The 21,997-nt window shown below is 61.8% G+C and carries 24 protein-coding genes; 11 read left to right on the forward strand and 13 right to left on the reverse strand.

Going from position 1 to position 21,997, the window contains the following annotated elements:
* Positions 1-121: 121 nt before the first annotated feature.
* The 3 genes from AB5Y89_RS09325 to pncC form a co-directional block, all read right to left on the reverse strand.
* Complete coding sequence (locus AB5Y89_RS09325) at positions 122-628, reverse strand: regulatory protein RecX (RefSeq protein WP_368223600.1); 507 nt, start codon at positions 626-628, stop codon at positions 122-124.
* Positions 629-669: 41 nt separating this feature from the next.
* Positions 670-1,734, reverse strand: coding sequence for a recombinase RecA (gene recA, locus AB5Y89_RS09330; protein WP_323951257.1), 1,065 nt, complete (start codon positions 1,732-1,734; stop codon positions 670-672).
* Positions 1,735-1,814: 80 nt separating this feature from the next.
* A complete protein-coding gene (gene pncC / locus AB5Y89_RS09335; RefSeq protein WP_029313644.1) occupies positions 1,815-2,306 on the reverse strand; it encodes a nicotinamide-nucleotide amidase in 492 nt (163 codons plus the stop codon).
* Positions 2,307-2,505: 199 nt separating this feature from the next.
* On the opposite strand from pncC, the gene AB5Y89_RS09340 reads away from it, so the two are divergent.
* A complete protein-coding gene (locus AB5Y89_RS09340; RefSeq protein WP_268453217.1) occupies positions 2,506-2,913 on the forward strand; it encodes a Spy/CpxP family protein refolding chaperone in 408 nt (135 codons plus the stop codon).
* A 263-nt stretch (positions 2,914-3,176) separates the two neighbouring features.
* Complete coding sequence (gene mutS, locus AB5Y89_RS09345; protein WP_039040927.1) at positions 3,177-5,747, forward strand: DNA mismatch repair protein MutS; 2,571 nt, start codon at positions 3,177-3,179, stop codon at positions 5,745-5,747.
* A 70-nt stretch (positions 5,748-5,817) separates the two neighbouring features.
* On the opposite strand, the gene AB5Y89_RS09350 is transcribed toward mutS, so the two are convergent.
* Together AB5Y89_RS09350 and AB5Y89_RS09355 are read right to left on the reverse strand one after the other, a co-directional pair.
* Positions 5,818-7,416 carry a BCCT family transporter gene (locus tag AB5Y89_RS09350; protein ID WP_010672815.1) on the reverse strand — a complete coding sequence of 533 codons (1,599 nt, stop codon included), beginning with the start codon at positions 7,414-7,416 and terminating at the stop codon, positions 5,818-5,820.
* A gap of 9 nt (positions 7,417-7,425) precedes the next feature.
* Positions 7,426-7,953 carry a hypothetical protein gene (locus AB5Y89_RS09355; protein ID WP_010672814.1) on the reverse strand — a complete coding sequence of 176 codons (528 nt, stop codon included), beginning with the start codon at positions 7,951-7,953 and terminating at the stop codon, positions 7,426-7,428.
* A gap of 163 nt (positions 7,954-8,116) precedes the next feature.
* Here AB5Y89_RS09355 and AB5Y89_RS09360 point away from each other — a divergent pair, with 163 nt between their 5' ends.
* Positions 8,117-8,596, forward strand: coding sequence for a MarR family winged helix-turn-helix transcriptional regulator (locus AB5Y89_RS09360; protein ID WP_010672813.1), 480 nt, complete (start codon positions 8,117-8,119; stop codon positions 8,594-8,596).
* Positions 8,597-8,657: 61 nt separating this feature from the next.
* On the opposite strand, the gene AB5Y89_RS09365 is transcribed toward AB5Y89_RS09360, so the two are convergent.
* Positions 8,658-9,239, reverse strand: coding sequence for a YjaG family protein (locus AB5Y89_RS09365; protein ID WP_042864483.1), 582 nt, complete (start codon positions 9,237-9,239; stop codon positions 8,658-8,660).
* 161 nt (positions 9,240-9,400) lie between these two features.
* Between AB5Y89_RS09365 and AB5Y89_RS09370 the strand changes: the two genes are divergently transcribed.
* Complete coding sequence (locus AB5Y89_RS09370) at positions 9,401-10,345, forward strand: D-2-hydroxyacid dehydrogenase (protein WP_043152907.1); 945 nt, start codon at positions 9,401-9,403, stop codon at positions 10,343-10,345.
* 63 nt (positions 10,346-10,408) lie between these two features.
* Here the strand turns inward: AB5Y89_RS09370 and mepM are convergent, their stop codons facing one another.
* Entirely contained in the window at positions 10,409-11,746 is a 1,338-nt protein-coding gene (gene mepM, locus AB5Y89_RS09375; RefSeq protein WP_201890489.1) for a murein DD-endopeptidase MepM, read from the reverse strand.
* 271 nt (positions 11,747-12,017) lie between these two features.
* Between mepM and AB5Y89_RS09380 the strand changes: the two genes are divergently transcribed.
* Complete coding sequence (locus tag AB5Y89_RS09380; RefSeq protein ID WP_043152912.1) at positions 12,018-13,319, forward strand: LapD/MoxY N-terminal periplasmic domain-containing protein; 1,302 nt, start codon at positions 12,018-12,020, stop codon at positions 13,317-13,319.
* Positions 13,313-14,254: a TAXI family TRAP transporter solute-binding subunit gene (locus tag AB5Y89_RS09385; protein ID WP_103261192.1), complete on the forward strand. Its 942-nt coding sequence runs from the start codon at positions 13,313-13,315 to the stop codon at positions 14,252-14,254. The genes AB5Y89_RS09380 and AB5Y89_RS09385 overlap by 7 nt, the downstream gene beginning before the upstream one ends.
* Here the strand turns inward: AB5Y89_RS09385 and AB5Y89_RS09390 are convergent.
* Positions 14,249-14,923 (reverse strand): transglutaminase-like cysteine peptidase, encoded by a 675-nt coding sequence (locus AB5Y89_RS09390; RefSeq protein WP_041212317.1) that lies wholly within the window; start codon positions 14,921-14,923, stop codon positions 14,249-14,251. The genes AB5Y89_RS09385 and AB5Y89_RS09390 overlap by 6 nt on opposite strands.
* A gap of 76 nt (positions 14,924-14,999) precedes the next feature.
* Entirely contained in the window at positions 15,000-15,938 is a 939-nt protein-coding gene (gene znuA / locus AB5Y89_RS09395; protein ID WP_368223604.1) for a zinc ABC transporter substrate-binding protein ZnuA, read from the reverse strand.
* Positions 15,939-16,032: 94 nt separating this feature from the next.
* Between znuA and znuC the strand changes: the two genes are divergently transcribed.
* Together znuC and znuB are read left to right on the forward strand one after the other, a co-directional pair.
* On the forward strand, positions 16,033-16,797 hold the full coding sequence (gene znuC / locus AB5Y89_RS09400) for a zinc ABC transporter ATP-binding protein ZnuC (protein ID WP_202044571.1): 765 nt from the start codon (positions 16,033-16,035) through the stop codon (positions 16,795-16,797).
* A 9-nt stretch (positions 16,798-16,806) separates the two neighbouring features.
* Positions 16,807-17,586 carry a zinc ABC transporter permease subunit ZnuB gene (gene znuB, locus AB5Y89_RS09405; protein WP_257709721.1) on the forward strand — a complete coding sequence of 260 codons (780 nt, stop codon included), beginning with the start codon at positions 16,807-16,809 and terminating at the stop codon, positions 17,584-17,586.
* 104 nt (positions 17,587-17,690) lie between these two features.
* On the opposite strand, the gene AB5Y89_RS09410 is transcribed toward znuB, so the two are convergent.
* Positions 17,691-18,608, reverse strand: a complete 918-nt coding sequence (locus tag AB5Y89_RS09410) for a LysR substrate-binding domain-containing protein (RefSeq protein ID WP_042014956.1) — start codon at positions 18,606-18,608, stop codon at positions 17,691-17,693.
* 91 nt (positions 18,609-18,699) lie between these two features.
* Between AB5Y89_RS09410 and AB5Y89_RS09415 the strand changes: the two genes are divergently transcribed.
* Positions 18,700-19,557: a DMT family transporter gene (locus AB5Y89_RS09415; protein WP_336566573.1), complete on the forward strand. Its 858-nt coding sequence runs from the start codon at positions 18,700-18,702 to the stop codon at positions 19,555-19,557.
* On the opposite strand, the gene AB5Y89_RS09420 is transcribed toward AB5Y89_RS09415, so the two are convergent.
* On the reverse strand, positions 19,554-20,144 hold the full coding sequence (locus AB5Y89_RS09420; RefSeq protein WP_010672800.1) for a uracil-DNA glycosylase family protein: 591 nt from the start codon (positions 20,142-20,144) through the stop codon (positions 19,554-19,556). The genes AB5Y89_RS09415 and AB5Y89_RS09420 overlap by 4 nt on opposite strands.
* A 102-nt stretch (positions 20,145-20,246) precedes the next feature.
* On the opposite strand from AB5Y89_RS09420, the gene rarD reads away from it, so the two are divergent.
* Both rarD and AB5Y89_RS09430 read left to right on the forward strand, forming a co-directional pair.
* A complete protein-coding gene (gene rarD / locus AB5Y89_RS09425) occupies positions 20,247-21,140 on the forward strand; it encodes an EamA family transporter RarD (protein ID WP_113069038.1) in 894 nt (297 codons plus the stop codon).
* Positions 21,137-21,472, forward strand: coding sequence for a GIY-YIG nuclease family protein (locus AB5Y89_RS09430; protein ID WP_368223606.1), 336 nt, complete (start codon positions 21,137-21,139; stop codon positions 21,470-21,472). Before rarD ends, AB5Y89_RS09430 begins: the two co-directional genes overlap by 4 nt.
* Before the next feature lie 50 nt (positions 21,473-21,522).
* Here AB5Y89_RS09430 and pspG read toward each other — a convergent pair whose 3' ends face one another.
* Both pspG and AB5Y89_RS09440 read right to left on the reverse strand, forming a co-directional pair.
* The gene (gene pspG / locus AB5Y89_RS09435; protein WP_010672797.1) at positions 21,523-21,741 is read right to left on the reverse strand and encodes an envelope stress response protein PspG; all 219 of its coding nucleotides are present in this window, start codon (positions 21,739-21,741) and stop codon (positions 21,523-21,525) included.
* Positions 21,742-21,788: 47 nt separating this feature from the next.
* Positions 21,789-21,995 (reverse strand): PspC domain-containing protein, encoded by a 207-nt coding sequence (locus AB5Y89_RS09440; protein ID WP_010672796.1) that lies wholly within the window; start codon positions 21,993-21,995, stop codon positions 21,789-21,791.
* Positions 21,996-21,997: the final 2 nt, after the last annotated feature.

A 21,997-nucleotide genomic window follows, 5' to 3' on the forward strand; every position in this document is an offset into this window, starting at 1 on the left:
GGGGCTTCGGGATGCCCCGCTCGACCACAGGGCCATCATTGACAGACCCGGCGAAGGGCTGATATTCCCCACCAGCCGCACCGCACACCAGTTGCTATAGATGTTCAACCTCGGCGCGCCACTATTGCTCACCTTGCATGGCTGAGAGGGCGTAACGGGCTTGTTCCTGGGTAAAACCACGCCCCATCAGATATTTGAGCCACTTCATGCGCAGTTTAAAGTCGGCAAGGTCGGTCGCCTTTGCCCGACGCGACAACAACGCAAGCGCCAGTTCGAACCAGTCGAGCTCGGGTTGATCGAGGGCAGTCTCGATCTGGGTGTCATCCAGCCCCTTGCGGCGCAGGTCGAAGCAGATCCTGAGCGGACCATGGCCTTTGGCCGCACCAGCCCGCACCGCCATGGCACCGTAACGATCGTCATTGACCCAGTCATAGCCACGGCAATGGTCGAGTACAACGGCGACCACCTCCTCCTCGAATCCCTTCTGACGCAGGCGTCTGGCCAGCTCCGACTCGGCACTCTCGCGACGGGCCAGACTGCGCATGGCGTAGGCACGGGCGGCCGCCAGCTGCTCTTCAAAGGTCAATTCGACGGGCTCGCCCGTTCCGTTCACAGATTCATCCGCCATAAACAACAAGGCCGGGTATCAACCCGGCCTTTCCTCATTCCTTATTCGAACTCTTGTTCGTTTTCAGCTTCAAACTCGTCGTACTCGGCAGCCATGGCCTTCTCTTCCACCGGCGCGGTGCCGGAGAGCAGCAGCTCGCGCAGCTTCACTTCCACCTCGGCAGCCAGTGCCTTGTTTTCGGAGAAGAGCTTCATCACGTTGGCTTTGCCCTGGCCGATCTTCTCGCCGTTGTAGCTGTACCAGGCGCCCGCCTTGTCGATCAGCTTGTGCTTGACGCCCAGGTCCACCAGCTCGCCCTCCTTGGAGATACCGGCACCATAGAAGATCTGGAACTCAGCCTGCTTGAAGGGTGGCGCCACCTTGTTCTTGACGACCTTGACGCGGGTTTCGTTGCCGACCACCTCGTCCCCTTCCTTGATGGCGCCGGTACGACGGATGTCCAGGCGCACGGAAGCGTAAAACTTCAGAGCGTTACCACCGGTGGTGGTCTCCGGGCTGCCGAACATGACGCCAATCTTCATCCGGATCTGGTTGATGAAGATGCACAGGCAGTTGGCGTTCTTGATGTTGGCGGTCAATTTACGCAGCGCCTGGGACATCAGTCGGGCCTGCAGGCCGACGTGGGAGTCACCCATTTCGCCTTCGATTTCCGCTTTCGGGGTCAGGGCCGCCACGGAATCGACGATGATGACGTCGACGGCATTGGAGCGCACCAGCATGTCGCAAATCTCCAGTGCCTGTTCACCGGTATCCGGCTGGGAGATGAGCAGGTCGTCGACGTTGACGCCCAGCTTGGCGGCATAGATAGGATCCAGTGCGTGCTCCGCATCGACGAAAGCACAGGTCTTGCCCTTCTTCTGGGCTTCGGCGATCACCTGCAGGGTCAGCGTAGTTTTACCGGAGGATTCCGGACCGTAGATCTCGACGATACGACCGCACGGCAGACCACCGATCCCCAGCGCCACGTCCAGAGAGAGAGAGCCGGTGGAGATGGCTTCAATATCCATGGTCTTGCTGTCGCCCAGACGCATGATGGAGCCTTTGCCAAACTGCTTTTCGATCTGGCCCAGCGCAGCCGCCAGTGCCTTCTGTTTGTTCTGATCCATGCCAATCTCCGCTGGGAATCGTGAATAAGAAGTGAAGTTGGGCTAAGTATACTGTTTATGCATACAGTATCAAGCCCAATTTATTTGAGCAGTGCCAGGAGTCCGGACAAGGCCTGTCTGACCGCCTGCTGGCGCACCTGATGGCGATCCCCATCGAAACGGGCGAGCAGGGAGTGGTGACGACCGGTACGATCTGCCCAGGCAAACCAGACAGTGCCGACCGGTTTCTCCTCGCTGCCACCACCAGGCCCGGCGATACCGCTGATGGCCACGCAGATACCCGCATCGGAGCGAGCCAGGCAGCCCCGGGTCATCTCCAGCACCACGGGTTCGCTGACGGCGCCGTGGCGCAACAGGCTGTCGATGCTGACGCCGAGCATCTGCTGTTTGGCTTCGTTGGTGTAGGTCACGAAACCGCGATCGAACCAGGCCGAGCTGCCGGCAGTATCCGTGATGGCAGTGGCAACCCCGCCACCGGTGCAGGATTCCGCCGTGGCGGCAAGCCAGCCTCTGGCCAGCAGTGCCTCGCCCAATTCCCGGGATAAGCGGGAGATCTCTGCTTCAAGTCCCATCATCGCGTCCTCTTCCGGCCTCTTCCAGGCGAAATATGGCGCTCATTATGCAGTTGCCCCGCTCCTCGGGCAACCGACCCCGGGGCCACTGCGTCAGCAAGTTGTCGCCGCTTAAGCTCCAGTACATGGCTGCTCGTTATCATGTTCCAACACCGCCATGCATGCGGTTTCCATCCCATCAGACCAAGGAGAAAGCCGGATGATGCATCCGTTCAACGTCGCCATGACAGCCCTCGCAATGTGTATCGCCACCCATGCCTTTGCCACCGAGAGCACCGCCGAGCTGCAGAGCGAGACCACCCTGGCCCAGGAGCTGAACCTCTCCAGCGCCCAGGTGGAGCAGATCAAGGGGCTGCGCGAGCAGGCCACCAGGGAGCTGGGCTCAATCAAGCTCGATGCCATCGGCCAGGACGTCATCGTCAACATGATCAAGTCCGGCAAATGGGATGAAGTGGCGGCGAGGAAGCAGTTGCAGACCATCAGCGACGTACAGGCCGAGGCCCGCTACCATCGCGCCCACTACCTCTTCGAGGTGAGCCGGGTGCTGACGCCCGAGCAGAAAGCCAAGCTGCACGAGATGCTGAGCGGCGACGAAGCCATGTACTGAGGGCGACACTCTCCCCGCTCTCCCATCCCCGCATCCGTGCGGGGATGCTATTTCTCCTCCCCCGTGCCTCTTCTTGGCCAGGCTCCATCCCAGGCCACTCTGGTCAGCATCATCCGGATGCACAGATCCGCGACGGGATGCCGGCTTTGCCCCCAAGACGGAGATTCCTCCTCACCATCTTGCCTCGAGCATGTAGAATGGCCCCCAGATTCAGACCCATGACGGCAGACGTTTGCCCGCAAGAGCACCTTCTGGAATAGCACATGACAGCACAATACCAAGCGCCAGGCGCCAACTTGAGCGCCCACACCCCCATGATGCAGCAGTATCTGACTCTCAAGGCCGAAAACCCGGAGATCCTGCTGTTCTATCGCATGGGTGACTTCTACGAGCTCTTCTACGACGACGCCCGCAAGGCCTCCCAGCTGCTCGACATCTCCCTGACCAAGCGCGGCCAGTCGGCCGGCAGTCCCATCCCGATGGCCGGGGTGCCCTATCACGCCATCGAGGGGTATCTCGCCAAGCTGGTACAGCTCGGCGAATCGGCCGCCATCTGCGAGCAGGTGGGGGATCCCGCCACCAGCAAGGGGCCGGTGGAACGCAAGGTCATTCGCATCATCACCCCGGGTACCGTCTCCGACGAGGCGCTGCTCAGCGAGCGGCAGGACAACCTGATCGCCGCCGTCTACCACGATGGCCGCCGCTTCGGTTACGGCACCATGGACATCGGCTCCGGACGCTTCTTCATCAACCAGTTCGAGAAAGAAGAGACCCTGCTGGCGGAGCTGCAACGCACCAATCCGGCGGAGCTGCTCTACCCCGAATCGTTCGCCTTCCTGCACCATGTCGAGGGTCGCCGCGGTCTGCGCCGCCGCCCGGAGTGGGAGTTCGAGCTCGGCACCGCCCGCAAGCTCTTGTGCCAGCAGTTCGGCACCCAGGATCTGGTGGGCTTTGGGGTCGAGCAGAGCGAGACCGCCCTGTGCGCCGCCGGCTGCCTGATGCAGTACGTGAAAGACACCCAGCGCACCGCCCTGCCCCACATTCGCAGCGTGCGCCTGGAGCAGCCCGATCATGCGGTCATCATGGATGCCGCCACCCGCCGCAATCTGGAGCTGACCCAGAATCTGGCCGGCGGTCACGACAATACCCTCTCCGCCGTGCTCGATTGCACCGCCACGCCGATGGGCAGCCGGCTGCTCAAGCGCTGGATCCACCAGCCGATCCGCGATCGGGTGATCCTCAAAGGTCGCCAGAGCACCATCAAGGAGCTCATCGAGCAGAACCTCTATGACGAGCTGGGGAGCCTTCTGCGCCAGGTCGGCGATGTGGAGCGGGTGCTGGCGCGCCTCGCCCTGCGCAGTGCCCGCCCGCGCGATCTGACCCGGCTGCGGCAGGCTTTTGCTCAGCTGCCCGAGTTGCAGCGTCTGCTGGCGGAAAGCGAGCACGAGGCGGTGCAGCAGCTGCGCGAGCGGGCGAGCACCTTCCCCGAGCTGTTCGACCTGCTGGAGCGTGCCGTGATGGAGGTGCCGCCGGTGCTCATCCGCGATGGCGGCGTCATCCGTGAAGGGTTCAATCAGGAGCTGGACGAGCTGCGGGATCTCGCCAATGGCGCCACCGCCAGCCTGGCCCGCATCGAGGAGCGGGAGAAGGCGCTCACCGGCATCAACACTCTCAAGGTGGGCTACAACAAGGTGCACGGCTTCTACATTGAGGTGAGCCGCGCCAACAGCCACCTGGTGCCGGCCCACTACATCCGCCGCCAGACGCTGAAAAACAACGAGCGCTACATCATCGATGAGCTGAAGAAGTACGAGGACAAGGTGCTCACCGCCCAGGCCCAGGCGCTGGCGCTGGAAAAACGTCTCTACGAAGAGCTGCTCGACGCCCTGCTGCCGCACCTCGGTGATCTGCAAGAGTCTGCTGCCGCACTGGCGGAGCTGGACGTGCTGGCCAACCTGGCCGAGCGGGCAGAGACCCTCGACTACCGCTGCCCGACGCTTATCGATGAGGATCAGATCCTGATCGAAGCGGGCCGCCATCCGGTGGTGGAGCAGGTGATGACCGACCCCTTTATCGCCAACCCGATACGGCTGGAGCGGGAGCGGCGGATGCTGATCATCACCGGCCCCAACATGGGCGGTAAATCGACCTACATGCGCCAGACCGCGCTCATCGTGCTGCTGGCCCATATCGGCGCATTCGTGCCCGCCGACAGCGCCCGCATCGGCCCCATCGACCGCATCTTCACCCGCATCGGGGCGTCGGATGATCTCGCCTCCGGCCGCTCCACCTTTATGGTGGAGATGACCGAGACTGCCAATATCCTCAACAACGCCACCGCCCGCAGTCTGGTGCTGATGGACGAAATTGGCCGCGGCACCAGCACCTACGACGGCCTCTCCCTGGCCTGGGCCTGCGCCGAGCAGCTGGCAAGCAAGATTGGCGCCTACACCCTGTTCGCCACCCACTACTTCGAGCTGACCCGCCTGCCCGAGCTGATGAGCGGGCTGGCCAACGTCCACCTGGATGCGGTGGAGCACGGCGACACCATCGCCTTCATGCACGCAGTACAGGAAGGCGCGGCCAGCCGCTCCTACGGCCTGCAGGTTGCCGCACTGGCCGGGGTGCCGAAATCGGTGATCCACCAGGCCCGCCACAAACTGCATGAGCTGGAGAGTGCCACTCCGGTGGCCGCCGGCGAAAGCCGTCCGGCTCCGGTCACTCTCGCCCCGCAACCCCATCCTGTGGTGGAGGAGCTGGCAGCAGTACGCCCGGACGAGCTGACCCCGCGACAGGCCCTTGACCTGCTCTATCGACTCAAGCAGATGCTGTAGCTACCGACTGCCGAACAGGCATGAAAAAGGGGAACCGCGAGGTTCCCCTTTTGTTTGACCGAACCTGTCATCAGCCCGGACCGATGCGATCCATCAGGCTCAGATTGACCGACCCCGGATGGCGCTTGAGCTTCTGCCTGTATTCGAACTGGTGCTGGCTCTCCTGTTTGAGGCCCTGCATCAGGGAGTAGCACATGGCCAGCATGATGACCGAGAAGGGCAGCGCGGCGATGATGCTGGCGGCCTGCAGGGCGGCAAGCCCGCCGGAGACCAGCAGAATGGCCGCGACCAGCCCCTGCCCCAGCCCCCAGATGGCGCGGTGCAGCACCGGGGGATCCTGATCGCCGATGGAGAGCAGCGTCGTAATCACGAGCGTGCCCGAATCGCTGGAGGTGATGAAGTAGGTGCAGATAAGCAGGGTCAGCACCCCCTTGGCAATCCAGCCGAAGGTCTCCCAGTGCAGCAGTTCCACCGTCTTGTAGAGCGCCATGGTGACATCCTGATTGACCGCTTCCACTACGCCGCCTCCACCGAACAGCTCCAGGTTCATGGCAGTCCCGCCGAACACGGTGAGCCAGAGCATGCCGAGCAGGGAGGGCACCAGCAGAACACCGAGCACGAATTCACGGATCGTGCGGCCCTTGGAGATGCGCGCGATGAACATGCCGACAAAGGGGGCCCACGCAATCCACCAGCCCCAGTAGAACGCGGTCCAGCTGGACTGCCAGGCCGAGGTGCCGTTGGCTTCGGTATTGGTCCAGAAGCTCAGCTTGACGATGTTCTGCAGGTAATCACCGATGTTCTGCACATAGGCGTTGAGTATGTAGGTGGTCGGCCCCAGCACCAGGAAGAGGCCCAGCACGAACACGCTCAACCAGATATTGAGTTCGGAGAGGATCTTCACCCCGCGCCCGACGCCGGAGATGGCCGACAGGGTGGCAATCAGGCTGATGCCACCGATGAGCCAGAGCTGGTTCGCTTGTGACACGCCCATGCCGAACATCTGATTGAGGCCGGTGTTCATCTGGGAGACGCCCAGCCCAAGGGAGGTCGCCACCCCGAACACGGTACCGAACACCGCCAGCACGTCGGCGGCATGGCCCCAGAAGCCGTAGATGCGATCGCCAAGAATGGGATAGAGCACGGAGCGGATGGCCAGCGGCAACTTGCGCCGGTAGCTGAAGAAGGCCAGCGACAGGCCGACGATCACATAGATGGCCCAAGGGTGCAGACCCCAGTGGAAGAAGGTGAGGCGCATGGCGATCTGGGCCGCTTCCGGCGTCATGCCTTCGGTGATGAAGGGGTTGCCCTGCAGGTGATACATGGGCTCGGCGATGCTCCAGAACACCAGGCCTATGCCCATGCCTGCGCTGAACAGCATGGAGAACCAGGCAAAGTAGCCAAACTCCGGTACCTGGTCGTCGTCGCCCAGCCGGATGCTGCCAAAGCGGCTGAACATCAGGTAGACGGCGAAGAACAGGAACAGGGCGACCACCAGGATGTAATACCACTTGAAGCCAGCAATGATGGTGTCCTTGGCCCCGGTAAACCAGGTGCCTGCGGTATCCGGATCAAAGACGCCGAACAGCAGGAAGAGGGTCACGACGGTGAGGGCCGTCATGGCCATGGTGGGATTGAGGCCTTTCAAAAGCCCTTTGGTTGCTCGCATCGGGCCTCCTTAGTCGTTGTTGAAAAAGTCTTCACCCACGTGATCGCCGGCACCACCGATGGCGCGATAGGCCAGACGACCAGCCACCTGCTCACGGTGATCCACCAGGGTCACCGACGGCTGGCCGTTCACTGCGTGGCGTTTGCCGAGGAAGATAGCCATGGGCACCCCCAGATTGGAGACACCGCTGGTGATCCAGAGGCGGTTGAAGTCATAGGAGCCACCGATGAACTCCAGCTGTGCCAGCCCATTGTCCAGACCCGCCAGATAAAAGTTCATGGCACTCTCGTCGGGGAAGAGGTGAACCAGCACATAGGCATAGCGCAGCTCATTGACCAACTCCTTTAGACTGAAAGAACCTGTATTGCTGCAAGAGAGCGGCAGCTCGCCATCGTAGTGGTGTACCTTGAGGTTGTTGGGGTCCTCGTCATAAGCAGGTTGATAACGCACAAATGCCGCGGTATCCGGCAGTTCATAGCGAACTCTGACCACGCGCAGATCGGCAACCAGGGACTTGATATCCAGGTCGTCATGCATGATTTCACTCCTCAAATATCGGGTTGGAATGGGGCAATTGTCCGATAACCTAACACAATATTCATTAGAGCTGAAATCATTACATCAAAAACCATATTGACCTTGTTATGGATTAGGCGGAGAATTTCGCGCCTCTCCACAGCCCTGCGATGACCCAGACCCCATGGAAAAACATGATGAAGTGCTGATCGCCCTGCGCCAGATCATCCGTGCCATCGACATGCACTCCAAGCGCTTGATCAAGGAAGCCGGCCTGACCTCGCCCCAGCTCCTGCTGCTCAAGGGTATCGACGAGCTTGGCCAGATCTCCATGCGCCAGTTGGCGGATCACACCAACATGAGCCAGGCCACCGCCACCACCATCATGGACCGGCTGGAGAGCCGCCAGCTGGTGCAGCGCATTCGCAGCGAAACCGACAAACGCAAGGTGCATGCGACGCTCACTGACGCGGGACGCGCCCTGCTTGCCCAGGCTCCGACCCCCTTGCAGGAGAGTTTCATTCAACGCTTTCAGGCGCTGGAGAACTGGGAGCAGGGGTTGTTGCTCTCTTCCCTGCAACGCATCTCCGCCATGATGAATGCCGACGGTATCGATGCTGCCCCCGTGCTGAGTGTCAGCCCCCTGACCGAAGAGCGGGCCTGAACCGCACCCATAAAAAAAGCTCCCGACCGGGAGCTTTTTTTATGGGTAGAACGCGATGGCATTACGCCTCCAGGCTGATGCCGATGTTGGAGACGCCGTCCTGGGCCGCGAAGGCGCGAATGGCAAGGATGCGATCGCTGTCCCGTTCATGGGCCACCCGTTTGAGCAGTTCGACCTGGAACTCCAGCTCGGCCTCCATGTACTCGTGCTCATAGAGCTCCTCATCGCTGAGATCCCGCTCTTCCAGCATCTCGATGAAGCCGGCGACCGTGCCGACAGACGCATGGCTGGCGTCGTTGGCCTCTTCCCCCACCCGGCAGATCACCGAGTTGTAGGCACAACCCAGCGCCACGCAGGCGTCCAGTGCCGGATAGGCGCCGTAGGATTCAAACTTGCGGGGATCGGGAATGTAGACTTCAAACGCTTCCAGAATGGCACCAAGATTGACGCGGGATCCCTTGACCGTCAGGTAGTTCCACATCTGATCCAGCGCGTGACGGAATGCCCTCGCATCCCCGAAACCGGAGGCCTGGGTAAAGAGCACATAGTTGGGGTACATGCGCTCTGCCAGCGCCAGGGTATAGACGGTTTGCTGCCAGGGCTGCAGCTCGGCCAGTCGCTTATAAAACTTGTCACCAAACACTGGAGTCGGATCCTTTGCAAAATGTGGGGCAGATTGTAGCCCACGAGGGCCCCGTCTAAAAATGAAAAAGCGCCCTGCTCGACTATCTTGCCCGATCAACTGGGGTAAGATGGAGACAGCATCCCTCTCGCCTTGCCATAAACACGATAAGGAACAAGAGTATGAGCCAACGTACCCTGCTGCTGCTGAGTCAGGACAACAGCCACTATGAACGCCTGCTCAAGGCGGCCCATCTTCCCCATCTGCACATTCTTCGGGCCGACAATCAGGCCGAGGCCGAACAGCTTATCGGTGACGCTCATATCCTGATGGCCGAGCCTGCCCGGGCCAAGCCGCTGCTGGCCAAGGCCGGCAAGCTCAGCTGGCTCCAGTCGACTTATGCCGGGGTCGATGTGCTGCTGGACGCCAGTTGCCGCCGCGACTACCTGCTCACCAATGTCCGCGGCATCTTCGGCCCCTTGATGAGCGAGTATGTGTTCGGCCATCTGCTCAGCCTGACCCGCCAGTTGCCACTCTATCGCGAGCAGCAGCAACAGGGCGTCTGGCAGAGCCATCCCTATCAGGGCTTGAAGGGAAAGACGCTGCTGCTGCTCGGCACCGGTAGCATAGGGCAGCATATAGCCCACACCGGCAAACATTTTGGCATGAGGGTGCTCGGCATCAGCCACAGTGGCCGTGAACGTGCCGGGTTCGATCAGGTGTACCAGTTGCCGGCACTCAACAAAATGCTGGCCCAGGCCGATGTCATCGTCAGCGTGCTGCCCGCCACCCGCGAGACACGCCATCTCTTCACCGCCGAACGCTTCGGCCACTGCAAACCGGGCGCCATCTTCTTCAACGTCGGTAGAGGCAATGCCGTCCATGAGGGGGATCTGCTGGCGGCACTGCAAGCCGGCAAGCCCGCCATGGCGGTGCTCGATGTGTTCGAGCAGGAACCCCTGCCCGCTGACAGCCCGCTCTGGCACCAGCCCAATCTCATCGTGACGCCCCACAACAGCGCCTACAGCTTCCCGGAAGATGTGGCCCAGATCTTCATCCGCAACTACATCCGCTTCATCGATGGTCAGCAGCTGGACGGCAGGATCGACTTTGACAAGGGTTATTGAAGCCGTTCTGCAATGAAAAGGCCCCGCCAGTTGGCGGGGCCTTTTTCGTCAGGAGGGAGCCGTTCAGCCCGCCTCCATCTCTTTGCGGTAGCTCTTCACCTTGGCGAGGAACTGACGCTTGTCCTTGCCGGAGAGCGGCTCCGCCATCGGCAGCTTGATCTTCATGGGATCCACCGGGCGGTTGTTGATGCGCACCTCGTAGTGCAAATGAGCACCGGTGGAGCGGCCCGTGTTGCCGGAGAGGGCAATCTTGTCACCCATCTTCACCTTCTGCCCGGGTTTCACCAGCAGCTTGCTCAGGTGCAGATAACGGGTCATCAGGGTACGGCCGTGCTTGATCACAACATAGGTGCCTGCCAGCGGGTGGCTGGTTGCCTTGAGGACCACACCATCACCGGTCGCCATGATGGGCGTGCCTACCGGCAAGGCAAAGTCGGTCCCCTCATGGGGCCGGACCTGCCCGGTAATGGGATGACGGCGATTCGGGTTGAAACTGGAGCTGACCCGGTAACGGCTGTGAGTCGGATAACGGCGGAAGCCGCGCTCCAGGCTGTTTGCCTGACCGTCATAATAGTTGCCATCTTCCGACAACCAGGCTGACACGGCCTTGCCCTGGCTGAACACCTCGACCCCCAGCAACAGGGTATTGCCCGTACTCTTACCGTCGACCGTCTCCTGACGGACCAGCACCTTGAACTTGTCACCTTTTTTCAAATCCTTGGCGAAGTTGAGGCGCCACTGGAACAGGTTGGCAATCTTCTGGATATGGTTGGCCGGGATACCGGCATTGCGGGCGCTGACGTAGAAGCTGCCGTTGATGACACCGTCATAGCTCTTCTGCTGCCACTCTACCTCTTCATTGAGCATGTTGGCGCTATAGGTGTCGTCGGTACGCTCCAGCACCAGGGTCTGCTTGATGTTCAGGCGGATCTTCAACTGCTGCAGAATGTTGTCCTGATCGATCAGCAACTCGATGGTCTGACCGGGTTTAAGACGCGCCAGGTTGTTCTTGGCATCCGCATCCAGCACCTTGTAGAGGGTGGTGGTGGACAGCCCCAGGTTGTTGAAGATGGTGGTCAGGTTCTCGCCATTGCGAACCCGGTAATCTTGCCATTGAGGCGTGACATCCGCCGGGATGTCGTCTTCGGGAGCGGCTGACTCGACCAGCTCGTGATCCGGAATGTCGTTGAAGTCGGTGTTGTCTTCGTTGGTTGCGGTGCCCGTGGTGGCGATCGGCAACTCCAGACGCAGTGGCCGCTCCAGGATGTCACCGGGAGCTGGCAATACGGCTACCGCTGACAGCGTCATGGCCGTGAGCAATAGCATGGCATAGAAATGCTTGCGGGGAACCGGGGGTTCCCAATTGGCAGCCTGGGCTACCAAGGGACGGAGACGTTTCATCCGCTATCCTGTTATTAGATCTAAGGGTGGTGGTTGTGGGTCTGTTTTTATGAGTTTTTATTATGAAAAACCGAATATCTGGCTTTTAGACCTAAATACTTACAAAAAGTTCATAGCTCCATGCACGAAACTCACATTTTATGCATAACCTTCCAGCATGGGCAGAAATGATCGTCATTTTCAGCCATTTTTTTCTATTTTTAAGAACCAAGTCCGGTTGTGGTGCTCTCCGGCCCAGAAAATGTTGCAAAAACATCTCCATGGAGTGGGTATGTCATTGGCAAAATTGTTAAATGTAATCATCCTAATCCTCTTCACCATCGGCGCCGCGCTGCTGCTCGTGCTGGAGATCACGACGGTACGACAGTCTATTCTCGACCAGATGTCGGCCAACCTTGAAACCGCCATCACCGCACTGGGGCTGGTGCTGCAGGGCACTCTGCTCAACGATGACAAGGTCCTTGCCGAGACCATAGTGAACGCCATGTTCGACGGAGGCTTCGTCAACTCCGTCGTTCTGCTGGATCCGGATGGCCAGGTGCTGTTCCAGAAGGTGTTCCACACCGCACAGCAAAATGTTCCAGGCTGGCTCCCCTCAGTTATCGACATGCCACCGGTCAAGATTGAGCAGGAGTTGACCGACGGCTGGCGCATTCTCGGTACCCTCACGCTCGAGGGACACAAGGGTTACGCCTACCAGCATCTGTGGAACGCCATCAGTCGTACCGGACTTGCGCTGCTCGCCGGCCTGCTGGTGTTCAGCCTGGTGATCACCTGGGTGTGCCGCCGCCTGCTGCGCCCCCTCGAACAGATCAGTCTGCAACTGGCCCGGATCCGCAAACGCCAGTTCAGCGGCAACCTGCCAACCCCGTGGCTTCGCGAATTGCAGGAAGTCGTTGTCTCCATCAACCAGCTGGTCTCTGAACGCAAGCGGGACCTGCTGCAACAGCGGCTCAAGATCACCCAGCTTGGCAAGCACGACGCTCTCCCGACCCACCAGAAGCTCGTTGGGCTGGTCGACACCGATGGCAACACCTATCAGCAGCATTTCTTCTCCACTCAGGGGAGTATCAGGCTCTACAGCCGCCTGCTACCCAAGCACCCCCCCACCACGGACAGTTCGCCGGATGAAATTCGGGGGCTGCTCAACGACTGGCTGACTCAGAAGGCGGAAGGGCTCCAGCTGCCTCTCAGCCTGCTCGGCCACCCAGACTGGGCGCAGTTTGCCCCCGTGCTGACCAGCGCTCGTGGCAAGACGCTGGACTGGCGCTGGGATCTGGCGATCTTCCCCCCCCTGGCCGAGGAACGACTGACCGCACTCCAGTCCCAGGGGATTGAGCTGGCATTCAGCAACATCCCGATGAACAACGACAATCTGGCCAGGCTCGACCCCATCAGACCCGTCTTCATCAGTTGCCAGCTCACCCAGTCCCCCCTTTATTGGAACCTGCTCTCCCAATGCCTCCATGCTTCCGGCTACACCTTGCTGGCGGAAGCCGGCGACGTGAGCGATGTGGACATGCTGCGCAGTTGGGGCATCGATGGTTATGCCACTCAGGAGAATGCATCATGAGGATCCCGCTGCTGCTCGCCCTGCTGTGGCAACCGACCCTGCACGCGACCACCATGACCATAGGCACAGGGGGGGAGCAAGGCATCTATTACCAGGTCATCAAGGAGTTCTGCAGACTGGCCAAAAAAAGTGACCCCACGATGCCCTGCAAACTACAGGCCAGCTCCGGGTCCATCGAAAATCTCCGCCAGCTGAAAACGGGAGAGGTACCCTATGCGCTCGTCCAGTCCGACTGGCTCTATCAGGCCAGCCAGGGCACCGGGCCTTTCGCTGCCCAGCCACAACCCGAGCTGAGGGCGCTCTTTGCCACCCACGCCGAACCTTTCACCATAGTGGTGCGAGCCGATGGGGATATCACCACCCTGGAGCAGCTCAAGCTGGCCCCCATCGACATGGGCCTGAAGAGTTCAGGGACTCGTCAAACGGCATTGGCCCTGTTCAATGTTCTGGGCGCAAAGGAGCAGGATCTCGATTTGAAGAGCGTCGCCAATCTCTCCGAAGCGTTGTGCAATAAACAGATCGATGCCTATGGCCTTGTCATGGGTCATCCCAACCGTATCGTGCTGGACACCGCCAAGCGCTGCGCCGTGCGCTTCCTGGCGATCGAGGGGCCCGTAAGGGACCAGCTGCTCAAAGGGGTCAGGTATTACCAGCGCAGCCAGGTGCCGGCACGCATCTACCCGGGCAACCTCAAGGCAACCCCCACCTTCGCCATCGCCGCCACCCTGGTGACCAATGCCGCCACTCCCGATGACGAGGTCTATCGGCTGACCCGGGCCATGCTGAGCCAGCAAACCAGTTTCAACGAACAGACCTATGGCTATGCGAACCTGTTTCACAAGGCGCGCAACAAAATAGGCCCGGTGCTGAGTGTCGAACAGCATCCGGGCGCGGGAAAATATTTCGAGGAGTTGAAGGCGGCGGGCAAGTTATAGCTGGCGACGGGGGGAGCGCAAATGCTCGCTGGAGAAGCGGCTCTGCATCGAGGTCCACTGGGCCAGGCGATCGGCGCTCCCCGCCAGGGTTCCCTCGCGGCGGGATTTCATGATCCAGATGCTTTTGGCATCGAAACTGTAAACCGGCTGCAGATCATTGCGCTTGCTCCCCGGCAGGATGCGGCCATTGATGTTGTCCAGCACCAGGGGATCTGACTTGATGGTCGGGAAGTACAACGTCACCATGTGGAACTGGTTGTAACGAATTGCCTTCACATAGGCCAGCCGCAGCTTCTTCTCGTCGACCCCCAGCTCCATCAGGGTGTAGTACTTGGCGATGCTGTAGTCCTCGCAATCCCCGCCTCTCGCCCCGATGAACTCCAGCGGATTGGCCCAATAATCATCATCCCCCCACAGTCTGGGATCCTCGCTGTAGGTCAGGTTGTTGAAGTAGTTGTTCACCAGCTCCAGCTTCTGCTGGTCCGTCGTTCCGGCCCTTGGCGTCAGCAGACGAGAGAAGGCCTCGGACCGCTGGATCGCTCTGGCGCCATAGACCGCCTGCATTTTTGCCCTGAGTTCCGGGCTGGCGATGTGTTCGGAAAGACCGGATGCCTGTATGCCGGATCCCAGCAGGGTCAGCGTGCAGGCAGAGACGAGCAACCATTTCATGACTGACACTCCATATCAGATGCTGGAGGTCAGTATAGTTGGCCGCGCCGCCTCTATCGTCAATGTCGGGCAAGGCCTAGCGGCACTGGGCGAAGGCATCCGCCAACTGCTGCATGAATTGCGGATAACCGTCCGGACCGAGCGGCACCTGCTCGCCGACTTCGTCCAGCAGCAGCACCTTGGCCCCGGTATTGCGGGCAACCGACTCGATCACCGCCGGGGAGAACTGCGGCTCGGCGTAGATGCAGCTCGCCTTTTTCTCTTCCAGCGCCTTGCGGATGTCAATCAGCGTCTTGGCTCCCGGGCGACGCTCCGGGCTCACGGTGAAGTGTCCCTTGGAACTCATGCCGTAGTGGCGCTCCCAGTATCCATAGGCTTCGTGGAACACGAAGTAGCCCTTCTGATCCACCGCCTTCATCTGCACGGCGATCACCTTGTCCAGGGCGTCAACCTTGCCCTCGAAGGCCGCGAGATTGGCGGCATAGCGCGCCTGGTTGGCAGGATCCAGCTTGACCAGTTCGGTCGCGATCGCCTTGGCAATCACCTTGGCCTGGGTTGGACCCAGCCAGATGTGGGGATCCACCCCTTCGTGGTGGTGCCCTTCATGGCCCTCGTCGTGCGAGCCGTGGTCGTGGGCGGCATGGTCATGATCCTTGTCATCATGGTGATGATCGTCATGTTCCCCCTGGGTCGCATAGTTGTACAGCGGCATGCCGGGAACCTGGGTCAGGGTCAATACATGAGGATGCTGGGCCAGGGGTTTGGCCATGAAGCCTTCCAGCTCGGGACCGACCCACACCACCAGATCGGCCTCCTTGATGTTGCGCATGTCGGAAGGGCGCAGGGAAAAATCGTGGGGCGACGCGCCGGTGGGCAGCAGCACCCCGGGCTCGCTCACACCATCGGTGATCGCCGCCGCGATGAAGCCCAGTGGTTTGATGGTGGTCAGCACCTCGAGGGCACGGACAGGCAGACTCACCGCCATCAGGGCAGTGATCAGAGCAAGAATTCGCATAGAGGTCTCGTCAGGGTGTGTGTGTGTGATAATATAACAAACCAACGTCGTTGTTATATTATAACTCTCACAGGCTGTAAACCCCGGAGCTGTCATGACCCAACTGGTGGAGCTGAAAGAGGTCTGTCTCTCATTTGACGGACGACTCGTGCTCGACAAGGTCTCCTTTACCCTGAACAAAGGCAAAATCACCACCCTGGTCGGCCCCAACGGGGCGGGCAAGAGCACCCTGAGCAAGCTGGTGCTGGGCTTGCTCAGCCCAGATTCGGGGGACATCGTTCGCCGCCGCGATCTGCGGATCGGCTATGTACCCCAGCGCCTCTATCTGGACCCCACCCTCCCCCTGACGGTGCGCCGCTTCCTGCAACTTGGCAAGAACAGCCGCCTCTCCATCGAGGAGGCGCTCAATCGGGTCGGTGCCCAGGATCTGCTGGACAACCGGATGCAAAAGCTCTCCGGTGGCGAGATGCAGCGGGTACTGCTGGCCCGCGCCCTGCTGGTCAAACCCGAGCTGCTGGTGCTGGACGAACCGGTGCAAGGGGTAGATATCACGGGCCAGATCGAGCTCTATGCCCTCATCAGCCAGCTGGCCGCCGAGTTCCACTGCGCCGTGCTGATGGTCTCCCACGATCTGCACCTGGTGATGGCCAGCACTCACGAGGTGATCTGCCTCAATCGCCACGTCTGCTGCCACGGCGAGCCACAGAGCGTGGCCCGCCACCCGGAATTTGCCCGCCTGTTCGGGCGGCCGGAGCGGGAGGTGCTGGCGGTCTATACCCACCATCACCACTGCGATGGCGAACACCATCATCATGAACCGCAGGCTCCCGTCATCCGCCTGCCCTCTCGCAACAACTAGGATCTTCACGTGGACAGCTTTCTGTTATACGCCCTCGCGGCCGGACTCGGCATCGCCCTGCTGGCCGGGCCGCTTGGCAGCTTCGTGGTGTGGCGCAAGATGGCCTATTTTGGCGACACCCTCTCCCATGCCTGCCTCTTCGGCATCGCCCTCGGCATCCTGCTGCAGGTGGACCTCACCCTGGCGGTCGTGGTCTGCTGCCTCGCCATGGCGATGCTGCTGGTCATCATGAGCCGCAACCAGCAGGTGGCCACCGACACCCTGCTCGGCATTCTGGCCCACAGCGCCCTGTCGCTGGGTCTGGTCACCCTGAGCTTCATGGACAACGTGCGGGTGGACCTGATGGCCTACCTGTTTGGCGACCTGCTCTCGGTGCAGCCCATGGACCTGCTCTGGATCTACGGCGGCGGCGCCCTGGTGCTGCTCACCCTGTGGCGACTCTGGGATCCCCTGCTCTCCATGACCATCTCGGAAGAGCTGGCCCGGGTGGAAGGGGTGCGGGTGGATGTGCTGCGCTGCGTGCTGATGCTGCTGATAGGCCTGGTCATCGCCGTGGCCATGAAGTTCGTCGGGGCGCTCATCATCACCTCCTTGCTGATCATTCCCGCCGCCACCGCCCGGCGCTTCAGCCAGACTCCGGAGCAGATGGCCGGCTTTGCCGCCCTGACAGGCTGTCTCGCCGTGCTGGGGGGCCTTGCCCTCTCCTGGTATCAGGACACCCCGGCCGGTCCCTCGGTCGTAGTCTGCGCCACCTCCCTCTTTGTACTGAGCCAGTTCAAGCGCACCTGACCCGCTCCTGATGGCCCTGGTCTCGCCAGTGCCATCAGGCCTCCCGAATCAGACTCCTGCGTCGTGGGCTGCGCCGTCCATTCTGCATAGGGCCCCCAGCACGTTCAGACGCGCCTGAGAGGCTCGTTTTCCCCGGGTCTCAGGCTCGCCTGCGACTCCTGCCACAGCCACTGACGCAACCGGCTGATGGCGGGTTCATGGGCGCGCGAGCGCTTGAAGACGAAATAGAAGTTGTCGCCGGTCTCGAGGGCGTGCAGGGGCAGCCGCACCAGACGCGGATCCTCCGGCTGCAACATGTAGTCGTTGATGAGCGCCATTCCCTGGTCCCAGTTCGCCGCCTCCAGCGCGAGCAGGATATGGCTGAAATGGTGCACCCTCGCCTCGGGGGGAATGGTCAGCCCCCCCATTTCGGCCCAGCGCCGCCAATCTTCCCCCTTCTCGCGGTAGATAGCCTGGATGGAGAGCAGCGGCAGCTGCCACAGGGTGGCGGGCCACTCCCCTTCCACCTGCTGCCACATCCGGCGACTGCACACCGGCATCAGCCGCTCCCGATAGAGCAGATCGTGCATGTAGCCCGGCCCTTCGGGGGAGACGGTGATGAAACCGTCCGCCACCCTGTCGGAGAGCTCGGGATCTTCCGCCACCATCTCCAGGCTGAGATCCAGCTCGGGATAGAGCTGGCGCAGCCCGGCCAGGCGCGGGATCAGCCACTTCACCGCAAAGGAGCTGTAGACCGCGAGCCGCACCCGCATCTCGCCTCCACCGCGCAACTGCTCGCTGCTCTGGGCAATCTGGACCAGCCCGGCGGCGATCCCCTCGAAATAGATCTCCCCCTGGGGCGTCAGGGAGAGCAGCCGCCCCTGGCGCAGCAGCAGCCGCTCCCCCAGAAAATCCTCCAGCAGACGGATCTGGTGACTGACCGCACTCTGGCTGACATTGAGCTCCAGGGCGGCGCGGGAAAAACTCAGCAGGCGGGCAACCACCTCGAAATATTGAACGGCGCGCAGGGGGGGCAGCTTCATTATCCAAATTTCTCATGCGTGATGATTTTTTATCATTTTACTGGATAACAGGCCGCGGGCTACCCTCCCCTCATCTGAATCTGGAGGTGGTATGAATGCAGTCGGGATAGGCATCCTCTATCTGGTGCTCGGCAACATGGTGGCGGTCTTCTCCGATGCCCTGGTCAAGGTGCTGGAGCCGGACCAGCCCATTTTCCAGTTTGTCTTTTTCCGCCAGCTCTCCGCGGCCCTGCTGCTCGCCCCCTGGCTGCTCTGGTCCTGGCGGCGCAACCCGCCGGTAGCCCTCAAGTGGCACCTGCTGCGAGCCCATATCTGGGCCGTCGGCGTCTGCCTGATGGTGGTCGCCCTCACCCGGCTGCCGCTCGCCACCGCCAACGCCCTCTTCTATGCCGCCCCGCTGCTGATGGTGCCGCTCGCGGTCTGGCTGGCGGGGGAGGCACTCTCGCGCCAGAAGGTGCTGACGGCGCTGCTCGGCTTCGTCGGGGTGCTCATCGTGCTGCGCCCGACCGAGGTAAACTGGGCCGCCCTGGCGGCGCTCGGGGTGGCGCTCTCCCTGGCGGTCAACAACCTGCTGATCAAGCGCATCCCGCTCCAGCAGCCCATCGCCCAGACCCTGTTTTTCACCAATGTGCTGAGCATGCCCTTCATCCTGGCGCTGGCCTGGTGGGAAGGGGGCGAGTGGCAATGGCAGATGTGGTGGCCCGCCTTCGGCTCCTCGGCGCTCATCATGGTCTACGCGGGGCTGTGCGTGATGGCCTATCGCAAGGCGGAGGCGAGCAAGATCGCCTCGGCGGAGTACACCGGGCTGCTGATGGCGGTCGCCATCGGGGTCTGGCTGTTTGACGAACAGCCGGGGCTGCCGCTGCTGCTGGGGTGCCTGTGCATCATACTGCCGCTGGTCGCCATGGCCCACAGCAAGCCCAAGCCCCAGGCCGAGCCGGCACTCTAGCCTGCCGGGTCAAGCAGGGGGGCGACCCTCTGCTGCAGATGGGGGATCACCGCCTGCTCGAACCAGGGGTTCTTCCTGAGCCAGAGGGTGTTGCGCGGGGACGGGTGCGGCAGCGGCAACCAGGCCGGGCCATAGTCCGCCCAGTGTCGCACCGTCTCGGTGAGCGATCCTTTCGCCGCCGCCCTCAGGTAGTAAGCCTGCGCATACTGGCCGATGAGCAGGGTCAGCTCGATGTTGGGCAGCAGCATCAGTACCTTGTCGTGCCAGGTGGGGGCACATTCCGGGCGCGGCGGCAGATCCCCCGACTTGCCCCTGCCGGGGTAACAGAGCCCCATGGGCATGATGGCGATGCGGGATTCATCGTAAAAGGTGGCCTTGTCCACCCCGAGCCACAAGCGCAGCCGATCGCCGGAGGGATCGTCCCAGGGGATGCCGCTGGCGTGTACCCGGGTGCCGGGGGCCTGGCCGATGATGAGCAGACGGGCGCGCTCATTGCCGCGGATCACCGGCCTTGGGCCGAGCGGCAGGTGGGCCTCGCACAGGCGGCAGGCCCGGATCTGTTCAAACAGGGGATCGAGTCGGTTCATGGGCCCGATAGTACCAGAGTTTTCTCCCCGCTCCCGCTTGTGAAAGGGGCGGTGGATACTTATCATGCAGCCGCCATTGTTTAGTTTAATAAACGGAGAGAGATGAAGAACTGGATGGGCACCGGCAGCGCGGCCCTCTCATTCGTGCTGTGGGGCATGCTGCCCCTCTATTACCAGTTCATGCCCGAGATCAACATGTGGGAACTGCTTTCCCACCGGGTGCTCTGGTCCGTGGTGCTGCTGGGAGGCCTGCTTCTGCTCCTCGGCCAGCGGGTGCCCTGGGGGGCCCTGCGCGGCGATCCCCGGCAGCTCGGCCTCGTGCTGCTGGCAGGCCCCGTGATGTCCATCAGCTGGTGCATGTTCACCTGGTGCCTGACCACGGGCCAGGTGCTGGCCACCAGCCTCGCCTTCTTCATGACCCCGCTGTTCAACATCGCCTTTGCGGTGCTCTTCCTCAAAGAGAAGCTCACCCCGCAAAAACACCTGGCGGTGGCGCTCGCCCTGGCGGGGCTCGCCTACATGCTCTTTTCCTACGGCCAGCTGCCCTGGTTCTCCCTCGTGATGGGGGCCAACTTCGCCCTCTACGGCCTCATCAAGAAGAAGGTGAGACTGGACGCCGGAACCAGCCTCTATCTGGAGTCCCTGGTGCAGTTGCCCGTCGCCCTTCTCATCATCGGCTGGCTGACCTTGCAGGGCACCAGCCAGTTTATGGCCGGTGACTGGACCGATCGCCTGCTGCTGATGGGCAGTGCCCCCGCCACCCTGCTGCCGGTGGGGCTGTTCTGCTATGCGGTGGCGCGCACGCCCATGAGCACGGTGGGGCTGCTGCAATACATAGAGCCGAGCCTCGCCTTCCTGCTCGCCCTCTTCTGGTTTGGCGAGATCCCGGATCCGGTGAAATCCGTGGGCTTTGCCTTCGTCTGGGCCGGCCTGCTGGTGAGCCTGCTGCCCCTGCACCGGCTTGGGCGCCAGCGGGCCAGGTGGCGCACCTCGTGACCCTCGCCACCACCACTCCCTCCCGCTGGTTTGTCTATCTGGTGCGCACCGGCGCCGGGGCACTCTATGCGGGGATCAGCACGGATCCCGAGCGGCGACTGCGTCAGCACCAGAGCGGCAAGGGGGCCAGAGCCCTGCGCGGCAAGGTGCCCCTCTCCCTGGTATGGCAGCAGGAGGTCCCCGGCAAACGCGAGGCGCTGCGCCTCGAGTACCGCCTCAAGCAGCAGAGCAAGGCATTCAAGGAGCGCCTGGTGCACGAGCCGACGCTGTGGCACGGCTGGAGCCTTTCCTGGCTTGCCACCCCGCACACCGACCCTGTGTCGCCCCCATAAAAAGGGCCACTGCAAGCAGTGGCCAAGGAAGGATGCGAAATCAGGGAGGCTTAACGGTAGGTGTTCGACTGCTTGCGCCTGTTGCTGAGGAGCCAGCACACCACCAGCACCACCAGCAACCAGGGCGCCAGCTTGATGATGAGGGCAAACATGCCGGCCAGGGCGCCAAACAGCACGAAGACCCCGCTCACCAGCAGCATGGCCAGCACGGTGAATCCGGTCAGCGCCATGCCGATCAGCACCAGGATCAAGACGATAAATTCCAGCATGTTGTGCTCCTCACGGGCTTGCACTTGCCGACGGGACGATCCGGAGATCACCCCAGCCAGCGTTGAAGTTCACGGCGGGGAGGCATGACGAGCACCCCCACCAGATAGAGCGCCAGGGCCAGCGGCGGCATCAGGATCAGGGCGAGCAGGGCCACCACCCGCACCGTCACTCTGGACACCCCCAGCCCTCTGGCAAGACCGGCGCAGACCCCGGTCAGCTTGCGATGGGCGAGATCCTTGGGCCAGGGTGTCATGG

This window comes from Aeromonas sp. s4, from assembly GCF_040907855.1.
Taxonomy (GTDB): domain Bacteria; phylum Pseudomonadota; class Gammaproteobacteria; order Enterobacterales; family Aeromonadaceae; genus Aeromonas; species Aeromonas caviae.

What these genes read in the sequence shown, in the direction of transcription:
- AB5Y89_RS09325 (WP_368223600.1), bottom strand. Translation starts at nt 628, where the DNA reads ATGGCGGATGAATCTGTGAACGGAACGGGCGAGCCCGTCGAATTGACC.
- recA (WP_323951257.1), bottom strand. Translation starts at nt 1,734, where the DNA reads ATGGATCAGAACAAACAGAAGGCACTGGCGGCTGCGCTGGGCCAGATC.
- pncC (WP_029313644.1), bottom strand. Translation starts at nt 2,306, where the DNA reads ATGGGACTTGAAGCAGAGATCTCCCGCTTATCCCGGGAATTGGGCGAG.
- AB5Y89_RS09340 (WP_268453217.1), top strand. Translation starts at nt 2,506, where the DNA reads ATGATGCATCCGTTCAACGTCGCCATGACAGCCCTCGCAATGTGTATC.
- mutS (WP_039040927.1), top strand. Translation starts at nt 3,177, where the DNA reads ATGACAGCACAATACCAAGCGCCAGGCGCCAACTTGAGCGCCCACACC.
- AB5Y89_RS09350 (WP_010672815.1), bottom strand. Translation starts at nt 7,416, where the DNA reads ATGCGAGCAACCAAAGGGCTTTTGAAAGGCCTCAATCCCACCATGGCC.
- AB5Y89_RS09355 (WP_010672814.1), bottom strand. Translation starts at nt 7,953, where the DNA reads ATGCATGACGACCTGGATATCAAGTCCCTGGTTGCCGATCTGCGCGTG.
- AB5Y89_RS09360 (WP_010672813.1), top strand. Translation starts at nt 8,117, where the DNA reads ATGGAAAAACATGATGAAGTGCTGATCGCCCTGCGCCAGATCATCCGT.
- AB5Y89_RS09370 (WP_043152907.1), top strand. Translation starts at nt 9,401, where the DNA reads ATGAGCCAACGTACCCTGCTGCTGCTGAGTCAGGACAACAGCCACTAT.
- mepM (WP_201890489.1), bottom strand. Translation starts at nt 11,746, where the DNA reads ATGAAACGTCTCCGTCCCTTGGTAGCCCAGGCTGCCAATTGGGAACCC.
- AB5Y89_RS09380 (WP_043152912.1), top strand. Translation starts at nt 12,018, where the DNA reads ATGTCATTGGCAAAATTGTTAAATGTAATCATCCTAATCCTCTTCACC.
- AB5Y89_RS09390 (WP_041212317.1), bottom strand. Translation starts at nt 14,923, where the DNA reads ATGAAATGGTTGCTCGTCTCTGCCTGCACGCTGACCCTGCTGGGATCC.
- znuA (WP_368223604.1), bottom strand. Translation starts at nt 15,938, where the DNA reads ATGCGAATTCTTGCTCTGATCACTGCCCTGATGGCGGTGAGTCTGCCT.
- znuC (WP_202044571.1), top strand. Translation starts at nt 16,033, where the DNA reads ATGACCCAACTGGTGGAGCTGAAAGAGGTCTGTCTCTCATTTGACGGA.
- AB5Y89_RS09410 (WP_042014956.1), bottom strand. Translation starts at nt 18,608, where the DNA reads ATGAAGCTGCCCCCCCTGCGCGCCGTTCAATATTTCGAGGTGGTTGCC.
- AB5Y89_RS09415 (WP_336566573.1), top strand. Translation starts at nt 18,700, where the DNA reads ATGAATGCAGTCGGGATAGGCATCCTCTATCTGGTGCTCGGCAACATG.
- AB5Y89_RS09420 (WP_010672800.1), bottom strand. Translation starts at nt 20,144, where the DNA reads ATGAACCGACTCGATCCCCTGTTTGAACAGATCCGGGCCTGCCGCCTG.
- rarD (WP_113069038.1), top strand. Translation starts at nt 20,247, where the DNA reads ATGAAGAACTGGATGGGCACCGGCAGCGCGGCCCTCTCATTCGTGCTG.
- pspG (WP_010672797.1), bottom strand. Translation starts at nt 21,741, where the DNA reads ATGCTGGAATTTATCGTCTTGATCCTGGTGCTGATCGGCATGGCGCTG.
- AB5Y89_RS09440 (WP_010672796.1), bottom strand. Translation starts at nt 21,995, where the DNA reads ATGACACCCTGGCCCAAGGATCTCGCCCATCGCAAGCTGACCGGGGTC.